Genomic DNA, 26,328 nt, shown 5'->3' on the forward strand with positions numbered 1-26,328 from the left:
AATTGGACATGCCATGCAAAGCGAAATAAGACATCAGTTTCTGTTTCTGACCCCGGATACCTCTATCGACGGCGCCAGCGCAATCGACTTGATTGAACAGGTACGTCTGGCACTTGACGACGGTTGCCGGGATATCATCCTCGATCTTCACAACGCACCATACATCGCTGCAGCGGGACTCAAAGCCATCCTTGATATCGCCACGATGATGAAGAACTCCGATGGACATCTGCTGCTTGCCAGCTTGCATGGACAATCGCAGGAAATCATGGAGGCTTCCGGCCTCGGCCGCATTCTGCTTCAGTTTGATACCGCTGCCGAAGCTGAGAGCTACGCCCACGGCCTGCGTCCGCATTACCCAACCACTTCGGCTGACGACGAAGACGAAGACGAGGACGAGGACGAAGAGGATCCTATCTTCGATGATGAGTGATTCGAAGCGGCTCATAGCTCTATACGTGCCAACGGTTGAATATTGATTTCAGGGATCAACTCCTGATACGACAATACCGGCAGCTCGTACAATTCCTGCTCGATCATCTTGCGCAGATAGCGCCTGATATCCATCGACGTTAGCAATACCGGGCGATGCGGTATCAGACTGAGGTCACCGACAGTCGCCTTGATCTTGTCAAGCAGCTTGCGCGACATGCCAGGATCCAGTGCCAGATAGGATCCGCCGGAAGTCTGACGAATCGCACCACGAACCAGATCTTCCACGGACGGCGATAGCAGATAGGCGGCCAGCATGTTTTGCCCGCTCGAGTACTTATGGCTAATATGCCGCTTCAGCGCCACGCGGACGTACTCGGTCAGGAGCACCGAATCCTTTTCCTTCTGCCCCCACTCGATCAGCGCTTCCATCACGGCACGCACATTGCGTACCGATATCTCCTCGCTGACCAAACGCTGCAGGATCTCGGCGATCTTGTGTATTGGCAGCACACGTTGCACTTCCTTGGCAAGCTCCGGAAACTGTTGTTCCATACCGCTGACGATGACCCTTGCTTCCTGTATGCCCAGGAATTCGGCGGCATATTTCTTCAGCACCAGCGCGATGTGATAGCTCAATACCTGGGTTGGCTCCAGAAAGGCGATGCCGGCACGCGCCAAGGGCTCCTTCAACTCCGCGGACACCCAGATAGTAGGCAGATTCGGCAAAAACTTTTTATCCGCTTCGAACGGAATGGACAAGGCTGTGAGATTGTCCTGACTCTCTCGTACAAGCAGATAACCAGGACGAAGCCTGCCTTGCGAGACCGGGATCTCGGAGACCAGCAACGCGTAATTTTGCGGCGGCATCTGCTCATTGAATCGCAGCTGTATACCTGGAAAAATGACCCCCATATCGAAGTACAGTGCCCGTCGTATCTTCACCAGCTCATCGTTTAACCGGTCATAGGAGAACGTTCTTTCCAGATCGGGATGTACATCAACCATCAGCGGCACCGTAGGCTTGAACCCGTCGCCCTGCGCCTCCTTGCCTTCGCCCTTGGCTTGCGCTGCATCGCTGACTGCAGACACTGTTGTTACCTTCCCGGTTTTGGCATCCACCACCTTGCGCTCGCCCTTGAAGAAGGTATAGCCCACAAGCCCTACCACTGATCCGAGCAGCATGAACGTCCCGGACGGCATGCCAGGAATCAGCGCAAAGCCGATCATGACGACGGCACCGATCAGAAACGCCTTCGGCTGCGAAAGTAATTGCGTGCCAATGTCTGAGCCGATGTTGGAGTTTCCGCCGTCTGAGGTGGTAACACGCGTCACGATCATGCCGGCGCAGATGGAAATGAACAGGGCCGGTATCTGCGCGATCAAGCCGTCGCCAATGGTGAGGATTGAATACACCTTGGTCGCTTGCGCCGCTGTGAAGCCGCGTTGAACCACGCCGATCAGGATACCGCCCAAAAGATTGACCGCAACGATGATGAGTCCAGCAATTGCGTCACCCTTCACAAACTTCATCGCGCCGTCCATCGCGCCATAGAGCTGACTTTCCTTTTCGATCAGCCCACGACGGCGCCGGGCTTCATCCATATCGATCACGCCAGCGCGCATGTCTCCATCAATAGACATCTGCTTGCCAGGCATCGCATCGAGAGAGAACCGCGCGCCAACCTCGGCAACCCGCTCAGCGCCCTTGGTGATCACGATGAATTGCACGATGGTGAGAATCAGAAAAACCACCAATCCGACAACCAGGTTACCGCCAACGACGAAATTGCCGAAGGTATAGATGATGTGCCCGGCATCGCCGTGCAGAAGTATCAAACGCGTGGTGGCGATACTGATTGCCAGACGAAAAAGCGTAGTCACCAGCAGCACCGACGGGAACGAGGAAAATGCCAATGGACTTGGCAGATACATTGCGACCATGAGCAAGATCGCCGCCAGGCACATGTTCACCGCGATCAGCGCATCGATCAGCCATGTCGGCAGCGGCAAGATCATCATGAAAATGATGCAGACGATCAGCGTGGCCAGTACGAGATCATTCCGCTTCGTGACCCGCAGCAGCATACCCTGCACCATTCCGAGCGCAGCTTCCATGCTTACGCCTCCCCTGCCCGCTGAATACCGCCGCGTGCCTCGACATAATGCCGCATTGCCCATGCGGCATCGGACATCCGCCCCATCTGCGCATAAGCCTGGCCGCGCATCAGGTGCACCTCCGCACTTGCATCACCACGCTCGATGAGAGAATCAAGCAGCAGCATTGCTTCATACGGGCGGCGGCTGCGCACATAAGCATAGGCAAGTAATTTTTCATTGAGCGCGTCATTCGGGGAAAGCGAGTGCAGCGCATGAAGAAGGACAAGCGCGCGATCAGGTTTTCCATGCTGAAGATAGGTGTGAGCCAGCAGCTTCAGGACATCCTTTTGCCGCCGGGAAAATGCTTCGGATGGATGGCGCAGGAAGCTCATACTTGCCTGAGTGCCGCATTGCATTCCCAGGCCTGCCCGCGCCGGTGGAGCTCCTCGTTCAGCATGTAAGCCGCCTGACCGCAGATGCGCGCTGTGTGTGGCCATGCCTGAGCAAGCTCCTGCAGACGTCTGGGCATGGCAAGCAGGATGGCTGAAAATTCTGCAGGCAGGAGCATTACCGGATCGAACACCTGGGGTTGGAGCGATTTGAGTATGGAGGCATGCAAGTCATCGAGCGCGAATAGCTCATCAAGAAGTGAGCATGCCGGCACCTGCGCGGGATTGATCTCAGCCTGCGCTGGTATGACTTGCTCCGCGTGAAAATCATTGACGATCTGATCGATGCCCGGAAAGAAGACGCTATCGCCAACTTTTGCTATCGCCATTTGCTCCCGCCGTGGAAAGTGTTCGTAATGCCGGTTCGATCAGCGAGTTTCGCCTTGGTCAGGACTGCCGCCTGTTGATTGCGACAGCCTCTCTTAGTTAGCTCACCTCACGCTGCGAGTCCTTCAGCTCTCGCCTCGCATAACGCCAAGATTTGTCTATTGCCAATATTGTGATTACCGGGCTTGGTAACGCCGGAAAAAACTCGGTTCCCAGGTAGCTGGACGCACTCTCAACTGTTTTTTTGGACGCTTCCTGAACTGTAGTGAGAAGGTCGTTACACAATCCCTCGTAGATACCACTGCTGCACGAGACCTCACTTCATCGCAGCCGAACGGTTATCTAGGCTGGTCATTTGTCTTGAACCGACTCTTCCAGAGGTAAGCCATGAATAATGTTTCATCCAACACACTGCCACCAATAACAAAAGCCAATGCGTCGCAGTCGAATGAAAAATCCAGGAACGTAACGGGCGACGACATCGCGGAACTCCTGATGAAGATATCAAGGACCATTGCTTTCGCAGTGAGTGGCCCGATCGCCATTCTCATCGAAGAATCGAACGAGCAACTTCAGGACATTAACGACTTGGCGGCCCGTGTCGGCAACCTGAAGAACGGTTTTGGGGACAATACCAAGATCGATTTAAGTAAAGATCCCAAAAAGATGCAGGAACTGAAGGATATCTACGGATTGATGAAGCGATTGGTCAACGAGAAAGTAGAAATGCTGGTCGGGAATAGCCTGACAAAGGATTTTCTCGAAAGTTGGTCGGGAATGATTGAAAACAAGAAGCAACTCGTGAATAGCGAAGTTAGCAAGTTGAGTTCTCGAGCCACTACAGCGAAACAGAATGAAACTGTTCCGACAGACAACGCATCGGCAATTATCAAAACTATGAAAGAAACCGCAGGCGGTTTTGCATCCCGCATGTAGAAGTCGTTCTCGCTTCCCGAACGCTGAGGTCCCCACTCAAAATCAGAGGCAGACATGCATTCCGAACCGACAGCTACGCAAGTCCAACAGTTGCCGCCCCAAGATGCTCACCCAGACGTTTCCGCTGAAAAGCCGGATTGGCCTAGCGAAGTTAGCACAACGAAGGAACAGCTGGAATCGCTCTATGACGTTGGCCTGAAACTCTATCAGCAGCGGAAGTTCGCAGAGGCAACCTGCATCTTTATTGCTCTGGCAATGCAAGACATGTTCAATGCGGGCTATGCGTTTGCGCTGGGCGCCTGCCTGCAGGCACAGTCGGCTTTCGAAGCGGCGTGCCACGCATATGCGATGTGCAGCTCGCTGGAACCCGCGAACCCGCTGCCAGCCCTACATCTCGGCGATTGCCAAATGCAATTGGGTAATCGCGAAGAAGCTCTGGAAAATTATCGCAATGCAGTTGGGCTCGCCGATACCTTATCCGAGCAACCCGCATGGGCGACGCGGGCAAGGGGATTGATCGATTTGATTGTGAGCGCCACAAATACCTGTGACTTGAAAGAATAAAGTACCAAATCGTATCCGATAAAGGAGATACCGCATGCACACCACGACTGACCGCCGATCCATTCACGATCACACTTTTACTTCACCAGCGGATGAATTGCGCTTGGCAGAGTATTCGACTTCGAATGCGCACCCAGACAGAACAGCACAAAGCGTGCGGACCCCGAAAAGCTCATCGGACTCCCCCGCTATATTGCTTACGGTCGATAACAACATTCCACTACCGGCTGCCAGTGCAGGCTCGGGAAGCGCGCTGATGACAAACGGCATGACGTTTTCCTTGCCGGAGCTGCCAACGCGGAATACCGTCATTTTTAAACCAAGCGCAGATACAGCAGCCATTGTCACCACATCAATTGTCGTGTTGTTGCAAGTGTCGAACACTCTTAGCGACGCTTCCTTGATCGACTCTCTCGATCAAAGAAAGAAAGAGCTAACTGCCTTGCAAGATAAGCGGGTGACGCAGACCAACAAGATAGCGGAGGATCAACGGAAAATCGAGGAGCAACAAGAAAAAATGACACCGGGACAAATCGCGATGGTAGTTTGCGGTGGCTTGGGGATCCTTATTTCGATCATCTGCCCGATCCTTGGGCCAGCGGTTGGCCTTTTGCAAGGTCTAGCTCTGGGTACAGGACTTCTTTTTGGGCTAGCCTCTACTGGTTTAAGCGCTGCGGACTTAGCGATAAAAGAGGAAATCAAAAAGGGCGGCTGTCCCAAACGCCTCAATGAAAAGGGTGAAGAAGTCGCGCTGGAGGGCATGAGTATCGATATCCTCGTCGAGATGTGCTTTGACGCCGAAGTGAGAAATGGTTCGATCGTAATTACAGACGAGCCTGGACGAGGGGAACCCAAGCCCGGAGCGATAAAGATGTCACGCCATGACTTCGATAATGCAAAGAAGGATGGCGCTAAAGTTCTCAACTGGGTGATGACGGTCCTTCCTTTGGTCCTCGGCGTTGTCGCCGCCTTCCAGGCGGCCGGTGGAATTGCGATGCTGAAAACCCTGCCAGAAAAGCTGAGCGGCTTGTTTTCCAAGATTACATCTGCAGGAAAATCCGCCGTTAGCACAGTGGCGGAGTTGGGTGTTAAGGGTACGGGGCAACGCATCGTGACTGCAATCGAAAGCCGCCTCGTGCCGCTCGGCACCGAGCGCTGGGTGGCAAATGCAGAGAGCGTGGCACATGCGGCAGAAAGCATTAACAAGATAAGCGAAGGCATCATCAATGGGAATCAAGCCGGAATGACGCTAGACCTCGGTACATTGCAATATGCGCTCGGCGTCGATCAAAAGAATATGCAAGAGACCCAAGGAAGCATGGATATCCTCAATAGCCGCAATCCTGTCGACTCTTCTAACATCCAACAATTGAGTGACACAATGTCGAAGCTTGCGAAGACCGTTGCCGACATCGCTACACAGCAAAATGCATCCGCGAAGACAGCGGCAACGAACTTGGCCGCAACTGCCTGAATTCACCCACCATGATTTGAATAACGGAGGAAACGATGACTACACTTGCCAAAACGCCGCAGATTCAAGATACCAGCACATCATTGAACACATCACAAGCTAACTCGATTGTCGCCAAAAACGGAAAAAAAGAAATCACCGTGGATACGGTTTACATTCCACCGTTGTACAACGACAAGGCAACGCCAAGCAGTGATTGGAACGATCTGGTGGTGGATGATCCGAAAGTGGACACCGTTGCATTACAGACGTGTCTTCAAAAGCTCAGCGCCTTATGCAGCGAAAACCGTAGCGCTACAGAGAACGAGTCCACAACCGATCAAAGCGGTGAGACCACCGAAACCAAGACGTCATTCGAAACGACGGACGGCGTTGTAGGTGCACCGAAAGCCCAAGGTGGCCCTGTTGTTACAGCGGAAGATACATCGATAGGAAAAAAGTTTGAGTCCGGCATCGACTCTGCAATGCAGCAAGTCGACCAGGGCAATTACATGGCCGCCCTATCGACGCTCATGATGCTGTTTCTTGACCTATTCGCGATTGAGAAGAAAGGCAATCTGGACAGCCTCCTTCAAAGCCTCGATCGCTCTGCGGAGAAACTCGAGAAGATGCTGAAAAAGATCGAAGATCAAATAAATGCCCAGAAGGGTGCAACGGACACTCAAAATGGTATTGCAATATGCGCGGCTTTTGTCCAAGTTTTTCTTCAAGCAATTTTCCTCCTTAGAGGCTCTAAGCTCGCAGTCAAGCAAAATAAGCTGATGAAGGAATCAGAACAACTGGGAAAGAGTACGGACCAGCTTTCTTCCAAACTCGAGAAAGGCGAACAGGTTACTAAAGACCTGCAGAAATTCGTAGATCAAGATCTCTCGCGCGCGAATACGAACACCTCTGCGGCAACTCAGCGACAGCAAATGTCTGAGGAGGTAAAAACCGTTGCTGACGATCTGAGCACCGCAAGAAAAGCCACTACAGGCATCAAGAATGAAGCTGAGAAAAGCATTTCGGAAGAGCTCAGGGATATAGAACACACAATGAAATCTAATAACCACTTGATCTCGATGTGCGGTGTTCTGAATGCAATCGGGCAGTCAGCGGGTGCCCTTGCGGCTGCACCGCTTACTAAGGACGCGCAAACATACGGGAAGGAGAAAGAGAGAATTGAAACTGAGCAGCAATGGGAGACGCAGTATCGATCGCTCGATAGCTCGCGATCGGAATCGTGGAGCCAGTTGTTCAGTGCTGTTTTGAACAATACCCAACAGGTCTTTTCCAACCAAGCCGAATCACAGAAATTCGCGGCTCGTAACACAGCTTGAGGACAAATCGAATGTCGGAAGATATGAAAATGAATCCGCCTTCGTGCGATCGCATCGCAGATCCGACGGGGCCAAGCACCCGTTTAACAAAGAGCAAGCACGCTGATTTGGACTTTCAGGACGAGGACATTCGGATAATCTACGCTGCAGGCGTAAGAGCATACCAGCGAGCGCTTTACGAGCAAGCTGAAACGCTTTTTTATTTCGCCTGTGCGCTCAGGCCCACGCATGAGGAATATGTATTTGCCTTGGGCATGTCCCTCAAAATGGCAGCGAAATATGAAGCAGCTTTTGCAGTCCTAATGTTTGCCGGCACGCTTTCGCAACGGTACGTCAAACCCATTCTGCATGCTACGGAGTGTCTGTTGCGACTGCACCGAACGGCCGAGGCGGCTTATCTCTTGCAGGGGCTGATTCGTGATGCCAGGCCCGATCTTGATGATCGTTCTTTGGCGCGAGCTCAAGCCTGGCTGCAATTTGCGCAAGGAGGAGGTCAGGATGCAGGACAAGAAAAATGATGCAACGATTTTGAGTCCTGAAGAAATGCGGCTCCTGGTCGAGGTGGGATTTCTGGCTGCAGCATATCGCCATCTGCAAGCGCCACGCATATTCTCCGAAATGCACACGCTGCGGCCAGACCTGTCTGCACCATTGATTGGTCTCGCTATGTATTACATCGAAGCGGGCAAGGCTTCAGAGGCGGTGGCGATACTGCAGAAGGCCATCGCAAATGGATTTGAAGGCCGGCCCGATCTTCATGCAATACTTGGTATGGCCCTCTTTGCAGCAAACAGGAACTATGAGGCAGCGCGTTTGCTAAGTCAGTTAGTCTCAAGAACGGAAAATCTGGAGAAGCAAGACGATTCTCCGGAATTTCGCATAGCGCAAGGCTTATTAAAGAATCATGCTTCATTACTTGCGCTGTGCTCCGGCACCGCCCTGCAAAGCGTTCACGGTATCGCCCTCGAATTTACTTGAAGAGGAAGACTATGCCCATCAATCAAACTGAAGTTCGATTAACTTCGATTAGCCAAGATATTGGGGTACACGAACCCGCAACATTGGACGGTGACGGCGCACGCGCCGCCGGTTGGCTGACCGAATCCTTATCGCAACCAGAGAGCCAGGCAGTCTCATCCGAAGAAATGCCATCCATAGCAAAAGCGAACGGCAACACGATGGGAGATCGAATCTTGAACGGTCTTCAATCGCTTGGCGAAGCGTACAAGGCAAAAACGAAGGAAGCAATTGATGCGTTGAATGTAGGTGCAAGCGATTCAATGAACCTCGCGAACGCCATCCGTTTTCAAATCGAGCTGACACAAGTGTCGATTCAGGCTGATGTGACAACAAAGGCGATTACCAAGGCACCCCAGCAAGTGGACCAGATAACGCGAACCCAATGACTTCCCGGACATCGCAACAATGGGCCAGCCGGCTCAGGCGGTTTGCGCCGACACTCCTACTGGTCCTCTCGGCATGCGGTGGATCGGTGGAGCTGCTGACCGATATCACCGAAGACGAAGCCAATGATGTGGTCGGGGTACTCGTGGACGCTGGTATTGATGCGCGTAAGGCTCCAGGTAAGGAAGGCATGGTCAGCGTTAATATCGACCAGGCGCAAATTAGTAAGGCAATCTCCCTGTTGCACTTCGAAGGCCTGCCGAGAGAGCGCTTTGCGAAGATGGGCGAGGTTTTCCGCAAGGAAGGCCTGATATCTTCGCCATTGGAAGAAAGAGCGCGCTATCTATGGGCACTTTCGCAGGAATTGTCCTCAACGATTTCCCAGATCGACGGCGTGCTCAAGGCACGTGTGCATGTCGTGCTCCCCGAACGCAGCACAGGCAGCGATCCAGCGATGCCTTCGTCAGCAGCAGTGTTCATTAAACACCGGCGCCAGCTTGCACTCGATGAAATCATTCCGCAAATTAAGCGCTTAGTGTCGAATAGTATTCCAGGCCTAACTGCGGAAAAGGTCAGCGTGGTCATGGTTCCAGCTACGCCAATCAAGCGCAACGCTGAACTCGGACACGCTTCGGGCACAGCCGCTACTGTTTGGGGCATTGAGCTTTCCTCAGCGAGCGCTGCTTCATTGAGAGGCTTACTAACCGGGATGCTGGTACTCCTGCTGTCTGCCATTGGGGTGGTTGGTCTCCTTGCTTGGAAGCTATGGGGTTCGGGTATGAAATTGAATTGGCCACTGTTACCCTCTCGAAAGAGGCGACACACTAGCGGTGAAGGCTAATGGAAGAGGTAGGAACGGATTTCGCAGCACTTCTGCGCAAATCAAGTGTATGGGCCGCACGCCTACACCATTTCAACTACCAACCGGCTGAATATCTTCATCCAACCAAGCGCGAGCAATTCACCGGTATTTTGGCAAGCGATGATGTTTGGAACAAGAGACGCGCACGGCCAGCGCTATCCGTACATATTCTTGCGACTCTTGGGCAACAAGGCGACGCTTGCTTCGATCTCGCACACGAAGAATGGGCGCTGCTGTTACTGGATACGGCTCAACTCATTCGCCTCGTACGTCATGTCGCGGCAACGCTATACAGTTCGCAGATCACGCGCTGCATTGCACAAAACAAGCTTAGTCTGTGGAAACGGCTTTTGGGATCGGAAGGCTACAAGTTCGCACTGCACGGTACACGGCTCCTTCCCGACTTCAATCTAGCCGAGACGGATGTAGAGGCAGATGAAGCGCTAACCCATGCTTATTCGTGGTTCGATACAGCATTGTCGCCAGCCCCTGCGCCCATGTTGGCCCGCGGCCGACTGAAGCTTCCTGCAGGTATTCCTCAATCGTCGGTCGACAAAAAGCTGGCTCAGCAACTGATATTCGCATTACTTCACGTACTGGAGCCAAGATGGCATTCCTCTTTCGCAGCATTCAGGACAGCCCCCTCCCCGAGATAAGGGACAAAATCATTAAGGCTGAAGACTTCTGGGCATACCGACACGCATCAGAAATTCTGGAAGAAAGTCTATGTAAACAGGAAGATTTGATACGCGAAGGGGAAGCGGCCTATGTCCGTGCCCGGGAGCGGGGATACGAAGCTGGACTTGAAGCCGCGCGGGCTGAACAATCACGCGAGATGATGACATCGATTCATCAGAAAGTAGCCTATCTGAACAGCGTCGAACGGCAGCTCTCAGGAATCGTCATGAGCGCGATATGTAGAATCATTAACGACTTCAGCGATAAGGATAAGGTGTTGGCCGTAGTGAGGCTCGCGGTGGCTGAGGTTCGCAATCAGAAGCAGATATTGCTAAAGGTGAACCCGGAAGTCGTCTCGCAATTGCAGGACGAGCTTATTCGCATACAAGAGCTCTACCCAATGGTGGCACATATTGAAGTCGTTCCCCAAGGTGATCTCGCTACGGACTCGTGCATCGTCGAAACCGAAATTGGGGTCGTACAGGCTAGTATTACCTCGCAACTACGCGCTTTGCATCAATCTCTCACCAGCATTTTTGGCCGAATCGGGTCCGGCGACGAAGGTAAAGAAGATACAGAACTCGTTTAGGTCGATCACAACAATATGGACAGCCAACCTCAACGCAGAGGCCAGTGGAAAATTATAAGTGCCAGGAGGGCGCCACGATGAAGGAGCGCGTCAAAGCGGTCTTATGGGATTACTCGCCGCTTTGCTTCGCCTGCGAGAGCCGGCGCCCGCAGGCCATGCTATAACCCACTTCAAAAAGCTAAGCCAACACCCGCTTTCGCGAGCTGAGAACGCAGGCCGGCACGGGCACGTGAGACCCTGCTCCTAACAGTGCCGAGCGGTATACCAAGGCGATTCGCTACTTCTTGATAGGAAATCTCATCCACGGCAACCATGCTGAGTACTTCGCTCATTTCATCAGGCAGTTCAGATAGCGCGTCGAAAACAAGTTTGAGCATTTCTCTTTGATTCAAGTGTTCGCTCGGCTCAATACCTGGTGATACCAAGGTGGTGAGGCTATCCTCAGTCTCGAATTTATAAATGCGGTGAGGAGCCCGACTGAGGTAATTGCGGACCATATTCATCGCAATCCCGAACAGCCAAGTGGATAGCTTTGATTCGCCACGGAAAGTTGCAATGGTGCGCGACGCTTCGGCGAATGCCTGTTGCGCAATATCGGCCGCGTCATCCGGATGGTCAATGTACTTGGTGACGAAACGATATAACCTTGCGTGGTGCTGCGACACCAATTGTCGAAAAAGTCGCTCGCGATCAGCGAGATCCGGCAGACCTTGGGAATGAAGTTCGGATTGCGCAACAGAACAGCCGACATCAGCATCTGCCAAGGCGGGTAGAGTTTCAGCGGTTACGGCCATGGGAAGCTCCTTGGAAGCTTGATCGAATCGTTTTTGAGCGAGGACGCGACGCCTCATGAATTTCCGCGTAGTGGGTGTAATACGAGTCAACCCGTAGCCACTCGGTGTCTATGGCGGAGTGATGCGATACCGGGATACGCTGCGCGGCGTGCAGCCCGTGAAAGTGGGCGATTGGGAGACCGACTTTGCTGCCAGGCGATAATTAATGCACCGCCTTGTTTGTCGAATGAGTGATGTAAGCTGTGCGGACGGCGCGCATAACAGGAAGCACGTCTAAATACATCCATGTCGCGCCGGAAGAGAAGCAGGATGCGAGAGAGGCAAGAAAGCAGGAAGCGCGCAACGTTCATGATCTTGAAAACTCCCCAATTAATGGGATTGACTTTCACGAATCATTAACTACTGTTAGTTACAGCCACAGAAAAATTAGGTTGCACTAACAAATGCGCTGATTAGTTTTGAAGCGTTTTACGACCTCAGCAGATCTACTTACGCGGGGGAGCAGTCAAGAAATCTTCTCTAAATTCTGGCGTGCGCCACATCCTGGATTCAACATGCATGAGCACACGTTGTGCCCTGCTGAATAAAACTACTCAGCAGCGCATAGCTGGAAGTGGTGAATTTGATCGAAGCAGATTGAGGGCATAAAGACAGTTTGCCCGCAACACCTATGCTTACTCAGCGTTGAATTCAACAAGCTCAATCAATGTGTACAGTTTGTGCAATCCTATTTACCGAGCTTGCGTTCGTTGGACATCTCTACTTCTTCATCTGAATCATGAATACTACCGGCGTTCCTGAATGAATTGATGGTCTTTGTGTAGGCTCTAATGTGCGATCTAAGCTGCTTCCGTTAGTTACCTGAAGCCATGAGTTGTTTCTTAACGTTCCGATTCTCTTAGCTTTAGATTTCCTTTTCTTTGGTACTACTTTGCTTCTTGGCTTCCTTGCGATGCGTATTTGTTACGGTACCGGTACGAGAATTTGTACTCGTTAAAGTGCTACTTGGACTCATGTCCATAATTGCGATTCCTATACCATTTCATTACGCAAGCGATATCCACCGCTGGTCCGACAGCGTGCCGCCATCAGCTTTTGAATCGTCCAAGAACCAAGTTTTCTTCCAGTGCTCACCGCGCCAAGTAATGTCGGTCATCGCTCCGAGCAGCTCCTTGCCAGTGCTCTCTGCCAGCTTTGCAGCATGGGTATAAATCACGTTGCCGCTTCCTGTATCGAGCGTGAATGCCGCATTCCCTGCCTCCGCAAGCTCGCGGTTCAGATGCAACATTCGATACAAAACGGCGGTACGTCGCTCCTGCGGCAAACCGCCGAGATTTGCTTCGATCAAAATATAGTCCGGCCGGTTGGTCAATGAATGGATGACCGAGAAGCCTATGCCCTCGAGGCCCATTTCCATGATCAGCGTTTCATCGTTCTTCAGATCGCTGTCGCACTTAGGCACTTCCAGCTCGGTACAGATATCCACAACTAATTGCAGGAAGGCTTTCCTGTAGGAGTTCGACGCCACCTTCGTTCCACTGTTCATCCGAATGAACCCTCATGCCAGTGTTGAATGGAGACCGGAAGCCGCAGAAGTCGACATTCGCGGCACTATCGAAGCCAACTCGCTTTGCCACTCCTTGGAGCGGGCGGCCGCGGTACGCATGCTGGCAAGCAGCTCTGAGCCGTGAGCGCCTTCCAGAGGGACGGCGTAGCAATACAAAATGCTGTTGGACTTCACGTTGGCTGCATAGCGATCACCGAAGCTGCGTGCCATCCCCAGGTTTTCTGAGAGCAGGCGCATTAGTACGTCCGGTGCAATATCTTCCGTAAGCTCGCCATAATTAACCTCGACCAGGCAGTGGTCAGCATGCTGTTTCGGATGATGCAACACCTCGAAGGTGATGCCTTCTAACTCAAGATCCATGACCAGCGGCGTATCCGGATCGTGGGTCATCGGCGGTGGTTCGAAGCCAAGGTCGCGGAATACCTCTTCCACGACTTCGATAAATTTGCGTCGCCAGTGATAGGACTGCGTCACGGTATATTCCTCGCTGGATGTAGTTTTGGCATAGGTTGGTAACGACAGTGGTCATAAGTGCCATGTCAACGGAAACGGTTCCCGCAGCCGCACTGAAGGTCTTAAGCCTTCTGCAGGATGGTCAGCGGCATTGTCTCGGCACGCCGCTCCAATTCGTGGGCTTCATCACGCGAGCGTCTCGCGCTGATATAGGCGCCGATATCTTCGGCATGCCGTATCGCCGCAAGCATATTCTTGCGCTCGTCTTCCAGCCATGTCCCCAGAACCATACGCAAACGGGGTGAACGGACACTTTTTCCTTTTGCATCAAGCTCTTGCAACTGGCGGAATATCTGATCAGCATAGAGCGATATCGATGAATCGCCCTGTTCGGCAAGCCGCCTCATTGCGGCTGACGGTTTTGATGTCTGCATATCGGCGAGTCGCGCAACAAGCTTGCTCACATTGGCATCGCTGTTCACGGGACTTGCCATAGATTTCAATATTTCGAGATAGGCGTACAAGGTCTTTCTATCGTTTGCGGATTCTGCTTCCGTTCCGGTTTCCGGGTGCAACCTGTCAAAACCGCCCATGTCGGAGGCGGTGCGCTGGTGCGGACCATCAATCAACTGCCGACTGTCGTTCAATGCCCGCATCAAGCCAATACGCTCGGATGTATCGCAACTCATACTATCGACGAATGCGGAAAGGAAATGGCATGCACCAGCGATTCTTCTCGCATCAGTCGGGTCGATCGCGCTACTACCGATGCTCTTGGCTAGTGGTTGGAGACTTCTTAGCATCCCAAGCATTTTTTCGGGACTTACCAAGCCTCCCGCTACATCTAGCTGAAGGTCATCAAGCATGCGGTCCCACCCATCGGCTAAGGAGGCAAAGCGCTCTACCGAAGGTATCCCTGCAGCGTGAGGCACAGCTTGCGATGGCGCCGCTTGCTCTTTGGAGCTGGCGTCGTTCGTCGACGTGGCAGGGAGCATTGGTGCACGGCGGGTAGCATCGCTCGGAACGCTAATCGTCGCTGGACGGCTTAATGGGGCATACGTCCTCTCACGCAAAGCTGCACTCTGCTTTTCGGATGCAGGCGGCGTAGCACGAACATCGCCCTTCGTCACCGGCGTCTGCCGTGGGAGCAATGATGCGCCGTACCGCACTGCATCTTCCTGCTCCTCGTCAGCCTCATTACGCAGCAGCGCAAGCAACAGACCCTGGGAAGTCTCCACACTTTCATGCAATGGCGATGCCAGTTCCTGCTTGCGCAGCTCCAGATAGCTTTCCATGGTCTGGCGATCCGCCTTCTTCCGCATGCGCAATTCTCGTTCCCGGCGACGTTGCTCGTCGGCTTCCACGTCGTCGTTGCGTGAAGATGTGGGGGTGTAAGAGGAAATCAAAGTGGACATGTTGTTCTCCGCTTTGCGTCGTTAAGCTCTTGCAGCATCATTTTGCTGCGCGTGCTCGTGACAACCGCTATGAGCACGACCTACGACAGCTATGCGATCGGGAAATTTGAGTGGAAGCTTTTCATCGCGGTAGTACGCAATAAGATCGGCTTCTGGATCGAGGACGGGCGCACCAGCACCCTGCAGGAACAGGAAGATGCGATCGTGGTCGGGTGGAAGAGCTCGTATCGGCAGGCGAGTAAAGCCGCTGCGCTCGAGCGAGCGTAGCGAGCGCGCATTGTCGGCATAGGCAGAGGTATAGATATGCGTCATGCCCTGGCGTATACCAAGCTCGCAAGTCAGTCGTGCAATCTCTGCGGCAAATCCGAGCCCCTGATAATCAGCGCCGATCCAGAAACAGAAATAAGCAATCGTGCCGGATACCGCCATGCATGCATAACCAAGGAAACCGTGATCGACATGCATGACCGCATAGGCACGTCGACCTGAATCGGTGCTATGGCCGTTTACCCATTCGCGCGTCGCGTCCAGTGTCGTAAGTGCGGGCAACCCGGTCATGATCGCGATCTGCGGGTCGCGATACTGCTGATGCAGCGCCTCCGCGTGAAGCATATCCAGAGGCTCCAGGCAAATCACAGGCATGCGCGAGCTGGGAACAGTCTGCAACCAACCGCCATGCAAGCGCTGCAATTTGTCTTCGATTTTTTCAGCGACTTCCGTCACAGTTGCATGCTTTTCTGGCATCGAAAGCGCGCGATGGATCCACTTTCTTGCTTCAACCAGGCGACCGGTACGAAACTCGCACCAAGCCAAATGAGCGAAATCCAGCGCGTCATTACCGTGTATCTGCAGGCCACGCTGCAGCACCGATCGCGCGTAGCCCCAGGAACCCGCACGCATAAGCGCCGGCGCCAGCATGCGATGCAGTGGCCTGGTACCGGGTAAGGGAAGATGACGCTGCCATATCTGCTGCAAGGCTTCGCGCCATGGCGCGCGGTCGACCGTTGTATCAGGCTTCAGTATTTCCATGATGGCGCCGGTGCACTCAACGAAGACTTCCGGATCGAAATCCGTACTACGCAGCAGGGCAAGGATCGACTCGCTTGGGGGGCGCGACCAACCTGTAGCTGTGCGCGCCAACTTGAGCAATGCGGCGGCGTCGCCGCAGTTCTTGTTCGAAAGCGATGCTTGTACTGGATCGAGTATGCGGTGTGGCCGTGGCAATGTGCCCACTACCGCCTGAATCACCTTCCCCGGCGCCGCCTCAGACTGCCATGCTGCCGCGCCAAGACGCTCAAAGTACTTCGCGAGCAAATAGAAATTGACGGGCATGGCTTCGCCCTTTCTATGCCGTTCGACCAGGCTTGGGAACGTTTGCAGGCGCATTTGTTGTTCTGTGAAAGTACCATCCGCAGAAGCCAACATCAGATAGCCGCGTTTGCTCAGGCCCGTGACGCGCGTAGCCATTTCTATTGCACCAATCGGCAGCGGCAGCGGCACACTGTTGAAACGGAGCAGACATTCGCGCAACAGCGGGGACAAGCCTGCGGGCAAACCTTGTTCCCTTGCTGGAAACCACAGCTTTGCCTCCTCCTCATCGCTCTGCTTATTGGCAAGCGCACCGATATCCGCCTCCAGCAACGCGCCATAGTGAACGGCGAGCAAGCGCTGATCGAGCCGTGCCCAGACGTCATTGGCCAATACAACCACTGGGTTGGTAGCCTCCCACGCAAAGCGCTTGCGCGGAGTCAGCAGACATGGCTCGCCACGGTCAGGGTCCCACAATACCGGCACAAGCGACTCATTCGCGATCCATAACTGGAATTCTTTCTGCGCCCGAATTGCGTTCAGCGTGTCCCTGTTCGGCGCAACAACGAGATAGCGCAAGCGCTGCGCAAGCTCGGGGAATACCTGCAATCTTCGATGCAAAGCATTCATTAGAAGCCAGGCTGTTTCACCGCATCCAGGCCAAAGGTCGAAGATGTCCAGCGTTTGTGACCGATCGATCATGCTGCTTGCATCAGCACTGCGCCAGAAATTGACAATCGCATCAGCCCATGCCGCTGCCGTAAGCGGAGCGAGTCTTGAACGCTTTAAGGACGATTCATTTCCGCCGGAAACTTGTCCTTTGGTTCTGGAGTTCGCCTTGGCATCTGCGATCACATACGCGGGAGCCGGGCGGCTTGGTGGAGGGAGCGGCTGGCAAGTTCGCATTGTCATTTGATATTAGTCTTAGTCTTCCATACGGAACGCAACTGGTCTTCCATGCGCAGGGCGGACGATGGATCGCTTGCCCTATCTGAAGTGCCTGGGGCTGTCTGAGCGATTTTGGGGGTCTGAGTACTTTTCGCTGTCTGCTCTGTCTGGTCTGTCTGGTTCGACAGATTCGAAGAGTTGGTGACATTAGTGCCCACATTGTTCTTGACGACAGGCCGCTGCGCCGGCACAAACATCGTCTGCCCGCTGTTCGCAGGCACGGAGCTATCCACTTTCGGCAGCGGGACCTCATCGGGCATCGAAGCGCCAATATTTGTATTGCGTTGGACTACCCGCGGCGTCAGGAGAAATAATCTTTCAGTACGCGAAACGGTATTCGAGGAAGTGCTGAACAATCCACCGATCAGAGGAAGACTGCCAAGTACCGGGATTGCATTGCGCTGGCGCACGTTCTGCTCGGAGTTGAAACCACCAATCAGCAAACTCTCGCGCTCGCCCATGATTGCTTGGGTACCAATCGTGCTGCGCTTCGCACGTGGCAACCCACCCTGGCTGGAATCCTGGAACGAGCCGTCTTCGATATCCACTACTAGTTGTATCGATTGGCGCACGCCTTCCACTACGATGTGTGGCGTGACACGCAACGTAACTCCGACGGTAACGGGCACTACGTTGGCAACTCGCTCGCCTATCGATTGCACATACATCGTGTCCGATAGATCGATCAGCGCACCAAGATTGTCAACCGTGAGAATCGATGGCCGCGAAACGACACGAGCATCGCCGTCTCGCTCCATTGCATTGATACGCGCAAGCAGATAGCTTCCGGCGTTGGCGACCACGGTAGCTGCGTTTGCACTGCCAAGCGCCAGCACTGCCGATGGATTTTCCGAGGCCGCGGCGGGATTACCAAATTTCAGAGACAGCTTGCCCGAACTTGCAGCCCAGTCGACGCCAAGCTGCGACAGCTTGTCGACGCTTACATCGATGATCATTGCCTCGATCTCGACTAACTGCGACGGCACATCGAGCATGCTGATCAGCTGCCGGTAAATCTGCATGTTTTCCGGCTTGTCTTTGATAATTACCGCATTCAGACGCGAATCGGCCTGAATGACGGATCTGCCTCCGCCCCCGACCTGCGAAGGCGGCACAGTGACCGATGGTCCATCCGGCTTAGGCGCAGGTGACTGCGCCTCCGGGTCAAGCGGCGTCATCGGCGCGATTGGCGTACGCAGCGGCGCTGCAATATCCGAAAGCAAAATGTGCGTGCCACCCCTGGTGCTATCGCCAGAGATGAGATCGCGCAAAATGGACGCGACCCCAGCTGTAATGATTTGCTTGTCGCGATAAAAAATGGTCCGGTCATCCACTGACGCATACCGCAATCGGAAGACCGCAAGTTCCTGACCTGGCGGCATCGGCGGTAATTCAGCCACAGCACGTTGCACCAGATCGACATAGGCTGGGGGGCCGGAAACCAGCACAATGCCACGTTCCGGGACTTCGCCCCATCCGAACTTGTTTTCCAGGACACCGAGCTCGCTCAGCGCTTTTTTTAAACCGGACGCGGAGATGCCTGGAGGCGTAACCGCGCGTGTACTGCGTTCGCTGCTGCGGCTTACATAGAGCACTCCGTTTTGCGCGAACCAGGCAAGCCCATGCGCGGCACCGAGCTGGTTGATGAATTCGGTCGGACTGGCCGTGGTGATCTTCCCGCTCACCACGGCATTCGACGTGGCTACCGCCAAGGAAAGTTGCGTCTCCAACCCAAAACTGCGCGCGAAACGGCGCAATACTTCCGGCAGGGGCTGGTTGTCAGCAATGTAGGTAAAGCTCGCTTCCGGCCAAGGTGTTGCAGCGCGCGCGGTGCTCCACGTCAGCATCAGGGCAAGTAATACGCTATGCAAGAAAAGAATTTTGAGTCGGATTATTGACATACGGTTCGCCTACAACACTCCAATCAGGCTGCGCCAAAAACCGAGCGCATTGACATGACACTCGAGGACGGCCTCAAAAGCGTTCCCATCCGCCTGACTTGCAATCTGTCGCTGCTGCACCAGCGTATTGCCATTGCTGGACAATGCGATTGTCTCCGGACGTTCCAACACTGCCCTACCCAGCGCTTCCAATAAGCGCAGCGTTAGCGCCGTACGTTCGCGCTCCAGCATAGGCATTTCTCCAAGCCGAGATTCCAGCAACAATGCTCCACCCGGCAATGGGCGACATTGCACCCGGAATCGACGGTCAATGATCAACACCACCGTACCGTCTCTCTCGCAACGCGGGCTCCCGGACTGGCGTTTGAGCAGGTATGCGGTCAGGCCCGGATGCACCAGCTTCACGACCATTCCCCATGTTCCTGCGCCAGGCGCCGCAATGCGAGCAGCACTTCGGCTACCGGCTCAACAAGTTCGGATGGGATGTACTGCCCGACCATCGCCTCCGCCATCAAGCCACGCGCAAGAGGCACGTTTTGCATGACGGGGATCCCGGCATCTCGGGCCACCTTCACAATCGCATGCGCAACCGCCCCGCTGCCCTTGTTGAGAACAATGGGTAGAGGTGTTTCGCCGTCCTTGTAGTACAAAGAGACGGCCAAATGGGTGGGATTGGTGACGACCACTGAAGCCTTTTTGGTCTTCTGCACGCCTTCTCCCATGGCGATCTCACGACCGACCTGCTTGCGATGCCCTTTCATATGCGGGTCGCCTTCGAGTTCCTTGTATTCCTTTTTGACTTCGTCTAGAGACATTCGCAGTCCCTTCCGGTACTCGTAACGCTGGTACACCAAGTCCGCCAATGCAATCACACCGAAGAGCAGGAAGGTGAATATCACCAGCTTTTCCATGATTGCCCCGAGCGCGACTCCTGCGGCGACGATGCCTGCGGGCGGCACATGGACTAGCAGGTCCAGGGAATTGCGCAACACCATATATACGACTGCCGATAAAGCGATGACCTTCAAGTTTGACTTGATGAACTCAATGATGTTTTTCATCGCGAACATCTGCTTCAGGTTGCTCACCGGGTTCAGTTTTTCTCCCTTGGGCATGATTGGCTTGAAACTGAATACCAGGCCGGTTTGCACCGCCTCCGCGAAGATGCCAATGAGAAGTACCAGAATCAGATAGGGCAACAGCAGCAGCAATGCATCCGTGACCATGGACGTAAGCGCTTGGCCATAAGCATTGCGAAATTCCACGCCATGCAAATAGGAAGGCATCACAATGATCTGCGCCATATGACGAATCAGGCGTGAGGAGTCAGCAATCGTGTACACGAATAGCGACCCCAAAAGCAGCGTTTGCGTGAAGTCCTTACTTTTGGGAACCTGCCCTTCTTCACGAGCTTTACGAAGCTTGTGCGGTGTCGGTTCCTCGGTCTTTTCTTCGCTCATACCGTTCTACCTGAAAATTCTTGCGAGGTTGCTCAATGCAGTAGCGCTCATATCCTTGATCTCGCCGGAGGCATAGTCGACAAGCAGCACGGCATAAGCCGCAAAAATAAGCATTGCAAGAGCGCTCTTGATCGGCATGGCAAGAAAGAAGACCTGTAGCTGCGGCACGAAACGGCTGACCAGAGCCAATCCCATTTCGGCAATAAACATCGTAAAGATCACTGGAGCTCCCATCAGTAAGGCTATGCGGGTCATCCGATCCAATTGCGATAAGAAGAACTGCGGTGTAGCCGCATCAAAATCGGGGCCCATGCCCAGAACGGACCACAATCGGTAACTGTCCTGGACGCTTGCCACCATGGCGCTAAATCCACCGCTGATGAAGAGCAGCACCACAATCATCTGACTGAATATATCGCCCAGCGGCGACGCTTCATGACCAGTAAGCGGATTGATGGTTTCCGCAATGCTGGCACCGCGCTGGTTGTCGATGTAATTTCCCATTGCCTCGAAAGCCCAGATAGGCACAGCCGTCACGAATCCGAGGGCAAATCCAAGTATGGCCTCCTTCACGCAGATGATCAGGACACGCGCCGCATCCAGTTGCATGGCGGTCGCTGGGTCAATAAGACCTGGAACAAGGAAGATCGCGAATGCACCCGCAACTCCAATGCGCAAAATACCCGGGAGCGCCTGTCGGTTCAGTATCGGCAGGATGGAGAAGAATGCGAGCATCCGTGGAAAGGCGAGGAATAGGGCCATCAACTGATCAAATGGCAGATGGACACCGAAGAGATCCATGTCAACGCACCATCATCGAAAAGTTCTCGAACAGCATGGCGGCATAGTTATAGATCTCACCGCCCATCCAGCGTGCAGTGACATACAGCGTGATGCCCACGGCAATGAGCTTCACCGCGAAAGACAGCGTCTGTTCCTGTATCTGCGTCAGCGCCTGTACCAGGCTGAACAGCACGCCAACGATGGATGCGACCAGGATGGTCGGCATCGACAGCCAGAGTGTCAGCAACAGCGCCTTGATCATTACCGAGGTCAGGTCGACGACGTCCATATCAGCCTAAGTGATAGGTTTGCACCAGGCCGTGTATCAGCCGCGACCAGCCATCCACCATTACGAAGAGGAAGAGCTTCAACGGAAGCGAGATGGTGACCGGCGATACCATCATCATGCCCATGGCCATCAGGATGTTGGAAATCACCAGGTCGATGACAACGAAAGGCATGTACAGCAGAAAGCCGATCTGGAACGCAGCCGTTAGCTCGGAGACAACGAAAGCCGGCATCACAATGAGGAAATCGTCCTGCGTGGCCCCGGCAGAAAAGTCGGCAGGCCAGAGTTGCCTCGCCCTGTCGAGAAAAAAGTTGCGCTGCTCTCGCGTACTATTCGCAACCATGAAGTTGCGCATCGGCTCGCTGCCCTTCTTGACACTTTCAACAATGACCAGGATTGATAGCCCTTTTTCAGTGCCGGCCGCAGCGCTCAGGATCTTTGAAGCCTCTGCGCCCACCGGAGCCATTACATAGGCAGTGAGAAGCAGGGAAAGCGCGTAGATCGCGAGATTCGGCGGTGCCTGCTGCACACCGAGCGCATTACGGACGAGGGAAAGCACAATCGATATCTTGAGGAATGAAGTTGTCACAACCACTGTCAGCGGAACCAGTGAGAAGACGGCGAAGGCGACGGCCAGCGATATCGGATCAAACTTATCCATACCTTGCGCCCCTGTTTCGAGTGTTCATCGCCTGCCTGCTCAATTCAGCCGCTCTGCGCTAGGTCCCAGTGACGTGACGACCACGCCGATGCGGCCCTCGATATCCACCAGTTGGCCTTCGCCGATCAACATGCCGTTCGCCCGCACCTGGACTGCGCGCCGCAAGTCTCGACCAAGATCGAAGATAAAGCCTGGAGAGAGTGACTGCAGTTCATGGAGAGGCAGAGTGCGCTCTCCGAGGTCGAAACAGATGCGAACCGGGAGGTCGTCCAGTGGGGCGTCCGATTGCTGGTTGTCGTCGTAGTCGTCGTCTTCCATGATGGAAATGGGTCCTTCGGTGATTTCAATTTTCGTGCCGCGCACGATGCCGCGGTATGCCGCATTTCTGCCCAGCGCAATTGTGAGAGTGCCGTCCTCGGTGATCCACGTTTCGTCGAACAGAATGAGATCACGCGCAGCGAGTCTGGACAGCACGCTCATTCTTGCGACCGTGCGGCCTGCACAAAAGCGAATCGGGATAGGCAACCCAGAAAGATCGTTCTTGATCGTTTCAAAATGCACGGGACGCGTGAAGCCCGACGCCAATTGGCCCATGCCGGACTGACTTAGCCATAGCTCTCCAGTGTGCGTTTCCCGAGCTGAAGACATTTCCCAGGCGAGCCCCAGCAATCCGTCAATTTCCGGTGTATCTGTACTCAGGGACAACATGCGCAAGCGCCGACGCGACGCTGCTTCGACACGCTCTGATAATGCTGAAAATGCGGTTTCCGCCACGGCCAGACGCAAGGCAGGCGGAAGATCGAGCAGCTGCCCGCTGCGCAACATCGCGTTGGCAAGATCCAGAAGGAGGCTATCGGGCAGCGTCACATAGGCATCTGCCGTGCCCCATTCCGCTTTAATCCAGGCTCCTTTCCACGAGGTTGCGGATAGCGGTTGCAAGGTCCATACCCACTCCTGGTCCAACCAGTGCACATTCACAGCGATCCGCCGGCGGAATACAGCATTGCGCTGCGCCACATACTCGGAAGTAAGACGCGGCAAGGCCAGCGGATTGCTCATGGTGTCTCGCCACTGTCAAAGCAGGAACGCGCCGCGGCAGCCTGGCGTGCATCTCTATCGAGAACCACGACACGAACCGATCGGCGGAGCGTCTTACACACGTCGGCAGCCAAACGCGAAGCGGCTTTGCAAAGCCATTGACATGTGCCCGCATTCGCACAGCTCAGTTCCACGATCAGATCGCCGGCATGTGTTGATATCCGCACCCAAGTGCCTGGAATTACAAGCTCGCTCAATTTCATACGCACTTCGCGCGCGCCATGGGCACCGTCATTCACCCAGAGTCGCTCAATCTCGTGGCCCAGCCATTCTTCCGCACTCTGCGCCCACTCGCGAGGTGTCTCTTCCGACGTATTTGCGGAACGTGTAGCGTCATCATGAAGCGATTGGGCGCGGCCGGTATCGATAGAAAGGATGGAGCGCAGACGTAATGCGTCCTCCTGAAACTTCGTATTCCCTGGATGCGCATGAGCAGAAGGTGCTATGTCGCCAACCGGAAGCGCCATAGGCCCGTAATCGACATACTTGGGACCGCGCCCCATCAGACACCATCCCCATGCGATGCGTCGATGAATGCACCGCCATGCTTTACGGAAGCCTGCTCGGCGAATTCATCGATTTCATCATCGGCAAGCTTGCTCTGCTGCCTGTCCTGCTCCTGCTTTTGCGTGTTGAGGACGAGATCGGTCTTTTCACGCGAGCGCGCGGCATGCTGATAGGATTTCTTGGCCTCGTCGCGCGCCTGTTCCGCCTGCTCACGGCGGCTTTCTGCAGATTTCAATTCTTCCTGCTTGCGCTTCAAGTCATTGCGCATGCCTTCAATTTCAAACTTCACCTTGTCGATGTCGCCAAGCTTGACAGCACCTCCAGACAACAGCTTGGCGTAAAGCTCCTGTTCCCGGACATCACACTTATTGGACCAATCTTGCAACTGACTGTTTGCGGATGATTCTTCCGAGACCGCATCCTTCAGTTTACGATGAGCCTGCATTAATTTGACTTCTGCAGCCGATTCGCGAGACTTTTTAATGCTTAACAAATCGCTGTATCTGGCATTCACATTCAGAGTCATTACATCCTCGCCAGGAAGGCTTTGACCGGCCGCTTCACGTTCGTAAAACAGAAATGCAAACCGGTTGGCAGTTTTGGTTGAAAGGCAACTTTTTAGTAACGTGAGCTTTGAACGGGTTCCTTACAAATTTCAACTCGGCATTACCAACTCTGAAAACGTGCAAATTCAGTCAGCCAGCATCTCGATATCGTAGACCGCGTCTTCGAACGCGACGTGCTCATCAAGACCTTGCCGCAGAAATGCGTTGATGCTATCCATCTTTTCGATTGCCTCGTCCGCGATCGGGTCGCTTCCTGGCTGGTATTCGCCAACCTTCAGCAGCAGTTCGATGTCCTGGTACTTGGCCAACAGTTCGCGCACGCGCCCTGCGGCTGCGCGATGTTCGGGCACAACAATGGCATTCATCACGCGCGAGATCGATGCCAGGATGTCGATTGCCGGGTAGTGGTTTGCCGCAGCGAGCTTGCGCGACAGAATGATGTGCCCATCAAGGATGGATCGGGTTTCATCGGCAACCGGCTCGGTCATGTCATCACCTTCGACCAGCACCGTATAAAGAGCCGTGATTGAGCCTTTGTCATTCATGCCCGCTCGCTCCATCAGCCGCGGCAGCGTCGCAAATACGCTCGGCGGGAAGCCGCGCCGTGTCGGCGGTTCACCGGCGGCCAGTCCGATCTCGCGCTGCGCTCGAGCAAAGCGCGTCACCGAATCCATCAGGAACAGCACCCGCTTGCCCTGATCACGAAAATATTCCGCGATAGCGGTTGCGGTATAAGCGGCGTTGGAGCGCTCCATCGATGAGCGGTCCGATGTGGCGCAGACGATAACCGCCTTGCTTCGCCCTTCCATGCCGAGGTCGTGCTCGAGGAACTCACGCACTTCACGCCCGCGCTCGCCGATCAGCGCAATTACGGTGACGTCCACATCGGCATTCTTGACCAGCATAGCAAGCAAGGTCGATTTGCCCCCGCCCGCCGCTGCGAAGATCCCCATGCGTTGACCCTCGCCACAGGTCAGCAATCCGTCCAGCGCGCGGACACCGAGCGAGACGGGTTTCGAAATGATCTGCCGGCGCAGTGGATCTGGCGCTTCATTGAATACCGGATAGTAACGACTGAACTGCAGCGGACCGTGCGTGGCCACATCGAGTGGATTTCCAAGACCGTCGAGCACCCGCCCCAGCAAGCCAATACCAACCGGCACCATATGCACCTTCCCGGTCGGTACGACTTCCGTCTCAGCGGAGATGCCCTGGGTATCACCGGTGGGCATGAGCAACGCTGTGCCCTTGGCAAAGCCGACGACCTCTGCCTTCATTTCGACCGTGGTACCGGGGTTGCGCAGCAGGCAAATTTCGCCGACCTTCACCGCAGGCACGACCGCTTTCACGATCGTGCCGGTAACCTGAATTACCTTGCCGCGAATGTCGCACATCGCCGGCTGGCTGATCGCCTTTTCCAGCATCGGTAGTATATGCGCAAGAT

The 26,328-nt window shown here is 54.3% G+C and carries 28 protein-coding genes; 11 read left to right on the forward strand and 17 right to left on the reverse strand.

What is annotated here, in order from left to right; genetic code table 11:
* Positions 1 to 13: 13 nt before the first annotated feature.
* The gene (locus JJB74_RS01145; protein ID WP_200589844.1) at positions 14 to 433 is read left to right on the forward strand and encodes an STAS domain-containing protein; all 420 of its coding nucleotides are present in this window, start codon (positions 14 to 16) and stop codon (positions 431 to 433) included.
* An 11-nt stretch (positions 434 to 444) separates the two neighbouring features.
* Here the strand turns inward: JJB74_RS01145 and sctV are convergent, their stop codons facing one another.
* Genes sctV through sctX form a run of 3 tightly spaced genes read right to left on the reverse strand, consistent with a single transcriptional unit; the run spans position 445 to position 3,310 of the window.
* On the reverse strand, positions 445 to 2,550 hold the full coding sequence (sctV, locus tag JJB74_RS01150) for a type III secretion system export apparatus subunit SctV (RefSeq protein WP_200589846.1): 2,106 nt from the start codon (positions 2,548 to 2,550) through the stop codon (positions 445 to 447).
* Positions 2,551 to 2,552: 2 nt separating this feature from the next.
* Positions 2,553 to 2,924, reverse strand: a complete 372-nt coding sequence (sctY, locus tag JJB74_RS01155; protein ID WP_200589849.1) for a type III secretion apparatus assembly chaperone SctY — start codon at positions 2,922 to 2,924, stop codon at positions 2,553 to 2,555.
* Entirely contained in the window at positions 2,921 to 3,310 is a 390-nt protein-coding gene (sctX, locus tag JJB74_RS01160; protein WP_200589852.1) for a type III secretion apparatus assembly protein SctX, read from the reverse strand. The genes sctY and sctX overlap by 4 nt, the downstream gene beginning before the upstream one ends.
* A 385-nt stretch (positions 3,311 to 3,695) precedes the next feature.
* Between sctX and JJB74_RS01165 the strand changes: the two genes are divergently transcribed.
* From JJB74_RS01165 to JJB74_RS01210, 10 genes are read left to right on the forward strand one after another with little or no spacing between them, the layout of a single operon-like run.
* Complete coding sequence (locus JJB74_RS01165; protein ID WP_200589854.1) at positions 3,696 to 4,244, forward strand: hypothetical protein; 549 nt, start codon at positions 3,696 to 3,698, stop codon at positions 4,242 to 4,244.
* A 54-nt stretch (positions 4,245 to 4,298) separates the two neighbouring features.
* On the forward strand, positions 4,299 to 4,808 hold the full coding sequence (locus tag JJB74_RS01170; protein ID WP_200589857.1) for a hypothetical protein: 510 nt from the start codon (positions 4,299 to 4,301) through the stop codon (positions 4,806 to 4,808).
* Positions 4,809 to 4,842: 34 nt separating this feature from the next.
* A complete protein-coding gene (gene sctE, locus JJB74_RS01175; RefSeq protein WP_200589860.1) occupies positions 4,843 to 6,282 on the forward strand; it encodes a type III secretion system translocon subunit SctE in 1,440 nt (479 codons plus the stop codon).
* Between the two features lie 35 nt (positions 6,283 to 6,317).
* Positions 6,318 to 7,601 (forward strand): hypothetical protein, encoded by a 1,284-nt coding sequence (locus JJB74_RS01180; RefSeq protein ID WP_200589862.1) that lies wholly within the window; start codon positions 6,318 to 6,320, stop codon positions 7,599 to 7,601.
* Between the two features lie 11 nt (positions 7,602 to 7,612).
* The gene (locus JJB74_RS01185) at positions 7,613 to 8,119 is read left to right on the forward strand and encodes a hypothetical protein (RefSeq protein ID WP_200589865.1); all 507 of its coding nucleotides are present in this window, start codon (positions 7,613 to 7,615) and stop codon (positions 8,117 to 8,119) included.
* Complete coding sequence (locus tag JJB74_RS01190) at positions 8,100 to 8,579, forward strand: hypothetical protein (RefSeq protein WP_200589868.1); 480 nt, start codon at positions 8,100 to 8,102, stop codon at positions 8,577 to 8,579. The genes JJB74_RS01185 and JJB74_RS01190 overlap by 20 nt, the downstream gene beginning before the upstream one ends.
* An 11-nt stretch (positions 8,580 to 8,590) precedes the next feature.
* The gene (locus tag JJB74_RS01195; protein ID WP_200589871.1) at positions 8,591 to 9,007 is read left to right on the forward strand and encodes an EscI/YscI/HrpB family type III secretion system inner rod protein; all 417 of its coding nucleotides are present in this window, start codon (positions 8,591 to 8,593) and stop codon (positions 9,005 to 9,007) included.
* The gene (sctJ, locus tag JJB74_RS01200) at positions 9,004 to 9,846 is read left to right on the forward strand and encodes a type III secretion system inner membrane ring lipoprotein SctJ (protein WP_267913119.1); all 843 of its coding nucleotides are present in this window, start codon (positions 9,004 to 9,006) and stop codon (positions 9,844 to 9,846) included. The genes JJB74_RS01195 and sctJ overlap by 4 nt, the downstream gene beginning before the upstream one ends.
* Positions 9,846 to 10,523, forward strand: a complete 678-nt coding sequence (locus JJB74_RS01205) for a SctK family type III secretion system sorting platform protein (RefSeq protein WP_200589877.1) — start codon at positions 9,846 to 9,848, stop codon at positions 10,521 to 10,523. The genes sctJ and JJB74_RS01205 overlap by 1 nt, the downstream gene beginning before the upstream one ends.
* Entirely contained in the window at positions 10,475 to 11,134 is a 660-nt protein-coding gene (locus JJB74_RS01210; protein WP_200589881.1) for an HrpE/YscL family type III secretion apparatus protein, read from the forward strand. Before JJB74_RS01205 ends, JJB74_RS01210 begins: the two co-directional genes overlap by 49 nt.
* Positions 11,135 to 11,304: 170 nt before the next feature.
* On the opposite strand, the gene JJB74_RS01215 is transcribed toward JJB74_RS01210, so the two are convergent.
* The 14 genes from JJB74_RS01215 to sctN form a co-directional block, all read right to left on the reverse strand.
* Positions 11,305 to 11,928, reverse strand: coding sequence for an RNA polymerase sigma factor (locus tag JJB74_RS01215; RefSeq protein ID WP_200589884.1), 624 nt, complete (start codon positions 11,926 to 11,928; stop codon positions 11,305 to 11,307).
* Positions 11,929 to 12,973: 1,045 nt separating this feature from the next.
* Complete coding sequence (locus JJB74_RS01220) at positions 12,974 to 13,474, reverse strand: CesT family type III secretion system chaperone (RefSeq protein WP_200589887.1); 501 nt, start codon at positions 13,472 to 13,474, stop codon at positions 12,974 to 12,976.
* 12 nt (positions 13,475 to 13,486) lie between these two features.
* Positions 13,487 to 13,969, reverse strand: coding sequence for a type III secretion system chaperone family protein (locus tag JJB74_RS01225; RefSeq protein ID WP_200589890.1), 483 nt, complete (start codon positions 13,967 to 13,969; stop codon positions 13,487 to 13,489).
* Positions 13,970 to 14,070: 101 nt separating this feature from the next.
* Positions 14,071 to 15,363, reverse strand: a complete 1,293-nt coding sequence (locus JJB74_RS01230) for a hypothetical protein (protein ID WP_200589893.1) — start codon at positions 15,361 to 15,363, stop codon at positions 14,071 to 14,073.
* A gap of 21 nt (positions 15,364 to 15,384) precedes the next feature.
* A complete protein-coding gene (locus tag JJB74_RS33865) occupies positions 15,385 to 17,526 on the reverse strand; it encodes a GNAT family N-acetyltransferase (RefSeq protein ID WP_200589896.1) in 2,142 nt (713 codons plus the stop codon).
* 53 nt (positions 17,527 to 17,579) lie between these two features.
* A complete protein-coding gene (gene sctC, locus JJB74_RS01240; protein ID WP_200589899.1) occupies positions 17,580 to 19,520 on the reverse strand; it encodes a type III secretion system outer membrane ring subunit SctC in 1,941 nt (646 codons plus the stop codon).
* Positions 19,521 to 19,529: 9 nt separating this feature from the next.
* Complete coding sequence (locus tag JJB74_RS01245) at positions 19,530 to 19,931, reverse strand: CesT family type III secretion system chaperone (protein ID WP_200589902.1); 402 nt, start codon at positions 19,929 to 19,931, stop codon at positions 19,530 to 19,532.
* Positions 19,922 to 20,980, reverse strand: coding sequence for a type III secretion system export apparatus subunit SctU (gene sctU / locus JJB74_RS01250; RefSeq protein ID WP_200589905.1), 1,059 nt, complete (start codon positions 20,978 to 20,980; stop codon positions 19,922 to 19,924). The genes JJB74_RS01245 and sctU overlap by 10 nt, the downstream gene beginning before the upstream one ends.
* A gap of 6 nt (positions 20,981 to 20,986) precedes the next feature.
* Positions 20,987 to 21,781: a type III secretion system export apparatus subunit SctT gene (sctT, locus tag JJB74_RS01255; protein ID WP_200589909.1), complete on the reverse strand. Its 795-nt coding sequence runs from the start codon at positions 21,779 to 21,781 to the stop codon at positions 20,987 to 20,989.
* Position 21,782: 1 nt separating this feature from the next.
* Positions 21,783 to 22,052, reverse strand: a complete 270-nt coding sequence (gene sctS, locus JJB74_RS01260; protein WP_200589912.1) for a type III secretion system export apparatus subunit SctS — start codon at positions 22,050 to 22,052, stop codon at positions 21,783 to 21,785.
* A gap of 1 nt (position 22,053) precedes the next feature.
* Positions 22,054 to 22,713 carry a type III secretion system export apparatus subunit SctR gene (gene sctR / locus JJB74_RS01265; RefSeq protein ID WP_200589915.1) on the reverse strand — a complete coding sequence of 220 codons (660 nt, stop codon included), beginning with the start codon at positions 22,711 to 22,713 and terminating at the stop codon, positions 22,054 to 22,056.
* A gap of 39 nt (positions 22,714 to 22,752) precedes the next feature.
* Complete coding sequence (gene sctQ / locus JJB74_RS01270; protein ID WP_200589918.1) at positions 22,753 to 23,772, reverse strand: type III secretion system cytoplasmic ring protein SctQ; 1,020 nt, start codon at positions 23,770 to 23,772, stop codon at positions 22,753 to 22,755.
* 541 nt (positions 23,773 to 24,313) lie between these two features.
* On the reverse strand, positions 24,314 to 24,844 hold the full coding sequence (gene sctO, locus JJB74_RS01275; RefSeq protein ID WP_200589920.1) for a type III secretion system stalk subunit SctO: 531 nt from the start codon (positions 24,842 to 24,844) through the stop codon (positions 24,314 to 24,316).
* Positions 24,845 to 25,009: 165 nt separating this feature from the next.
* Positions 25,010 to 26,317 (reverse strand): type III secretion system ATPase SctN, encoded by a 1,308-nt coding sequence (gene sctN / locus JJB74_RS01280; RefSeq protein ID WP_325170087.1) that lies wholly within the window; start codon positions 26,315 to 26,317, stop codon positions 25,010 to 25,012.
* Positions 26,318 to 26,328 lie beyond the last annotated feature (11 nt).

Origin of the sequence: Noviherbaspirillum pedocola (genome assembly GCF_016632335.1) — a bacterium.
Taxonomy (GTDB): domain Bacteria; phylum Pseudomonadota; class Gammaproteobacteria; order Burkholderiales; family Burkholderiaceae_D; genus Noviherbaspirillum_A; species Noviherbaspirillum_A pedocola.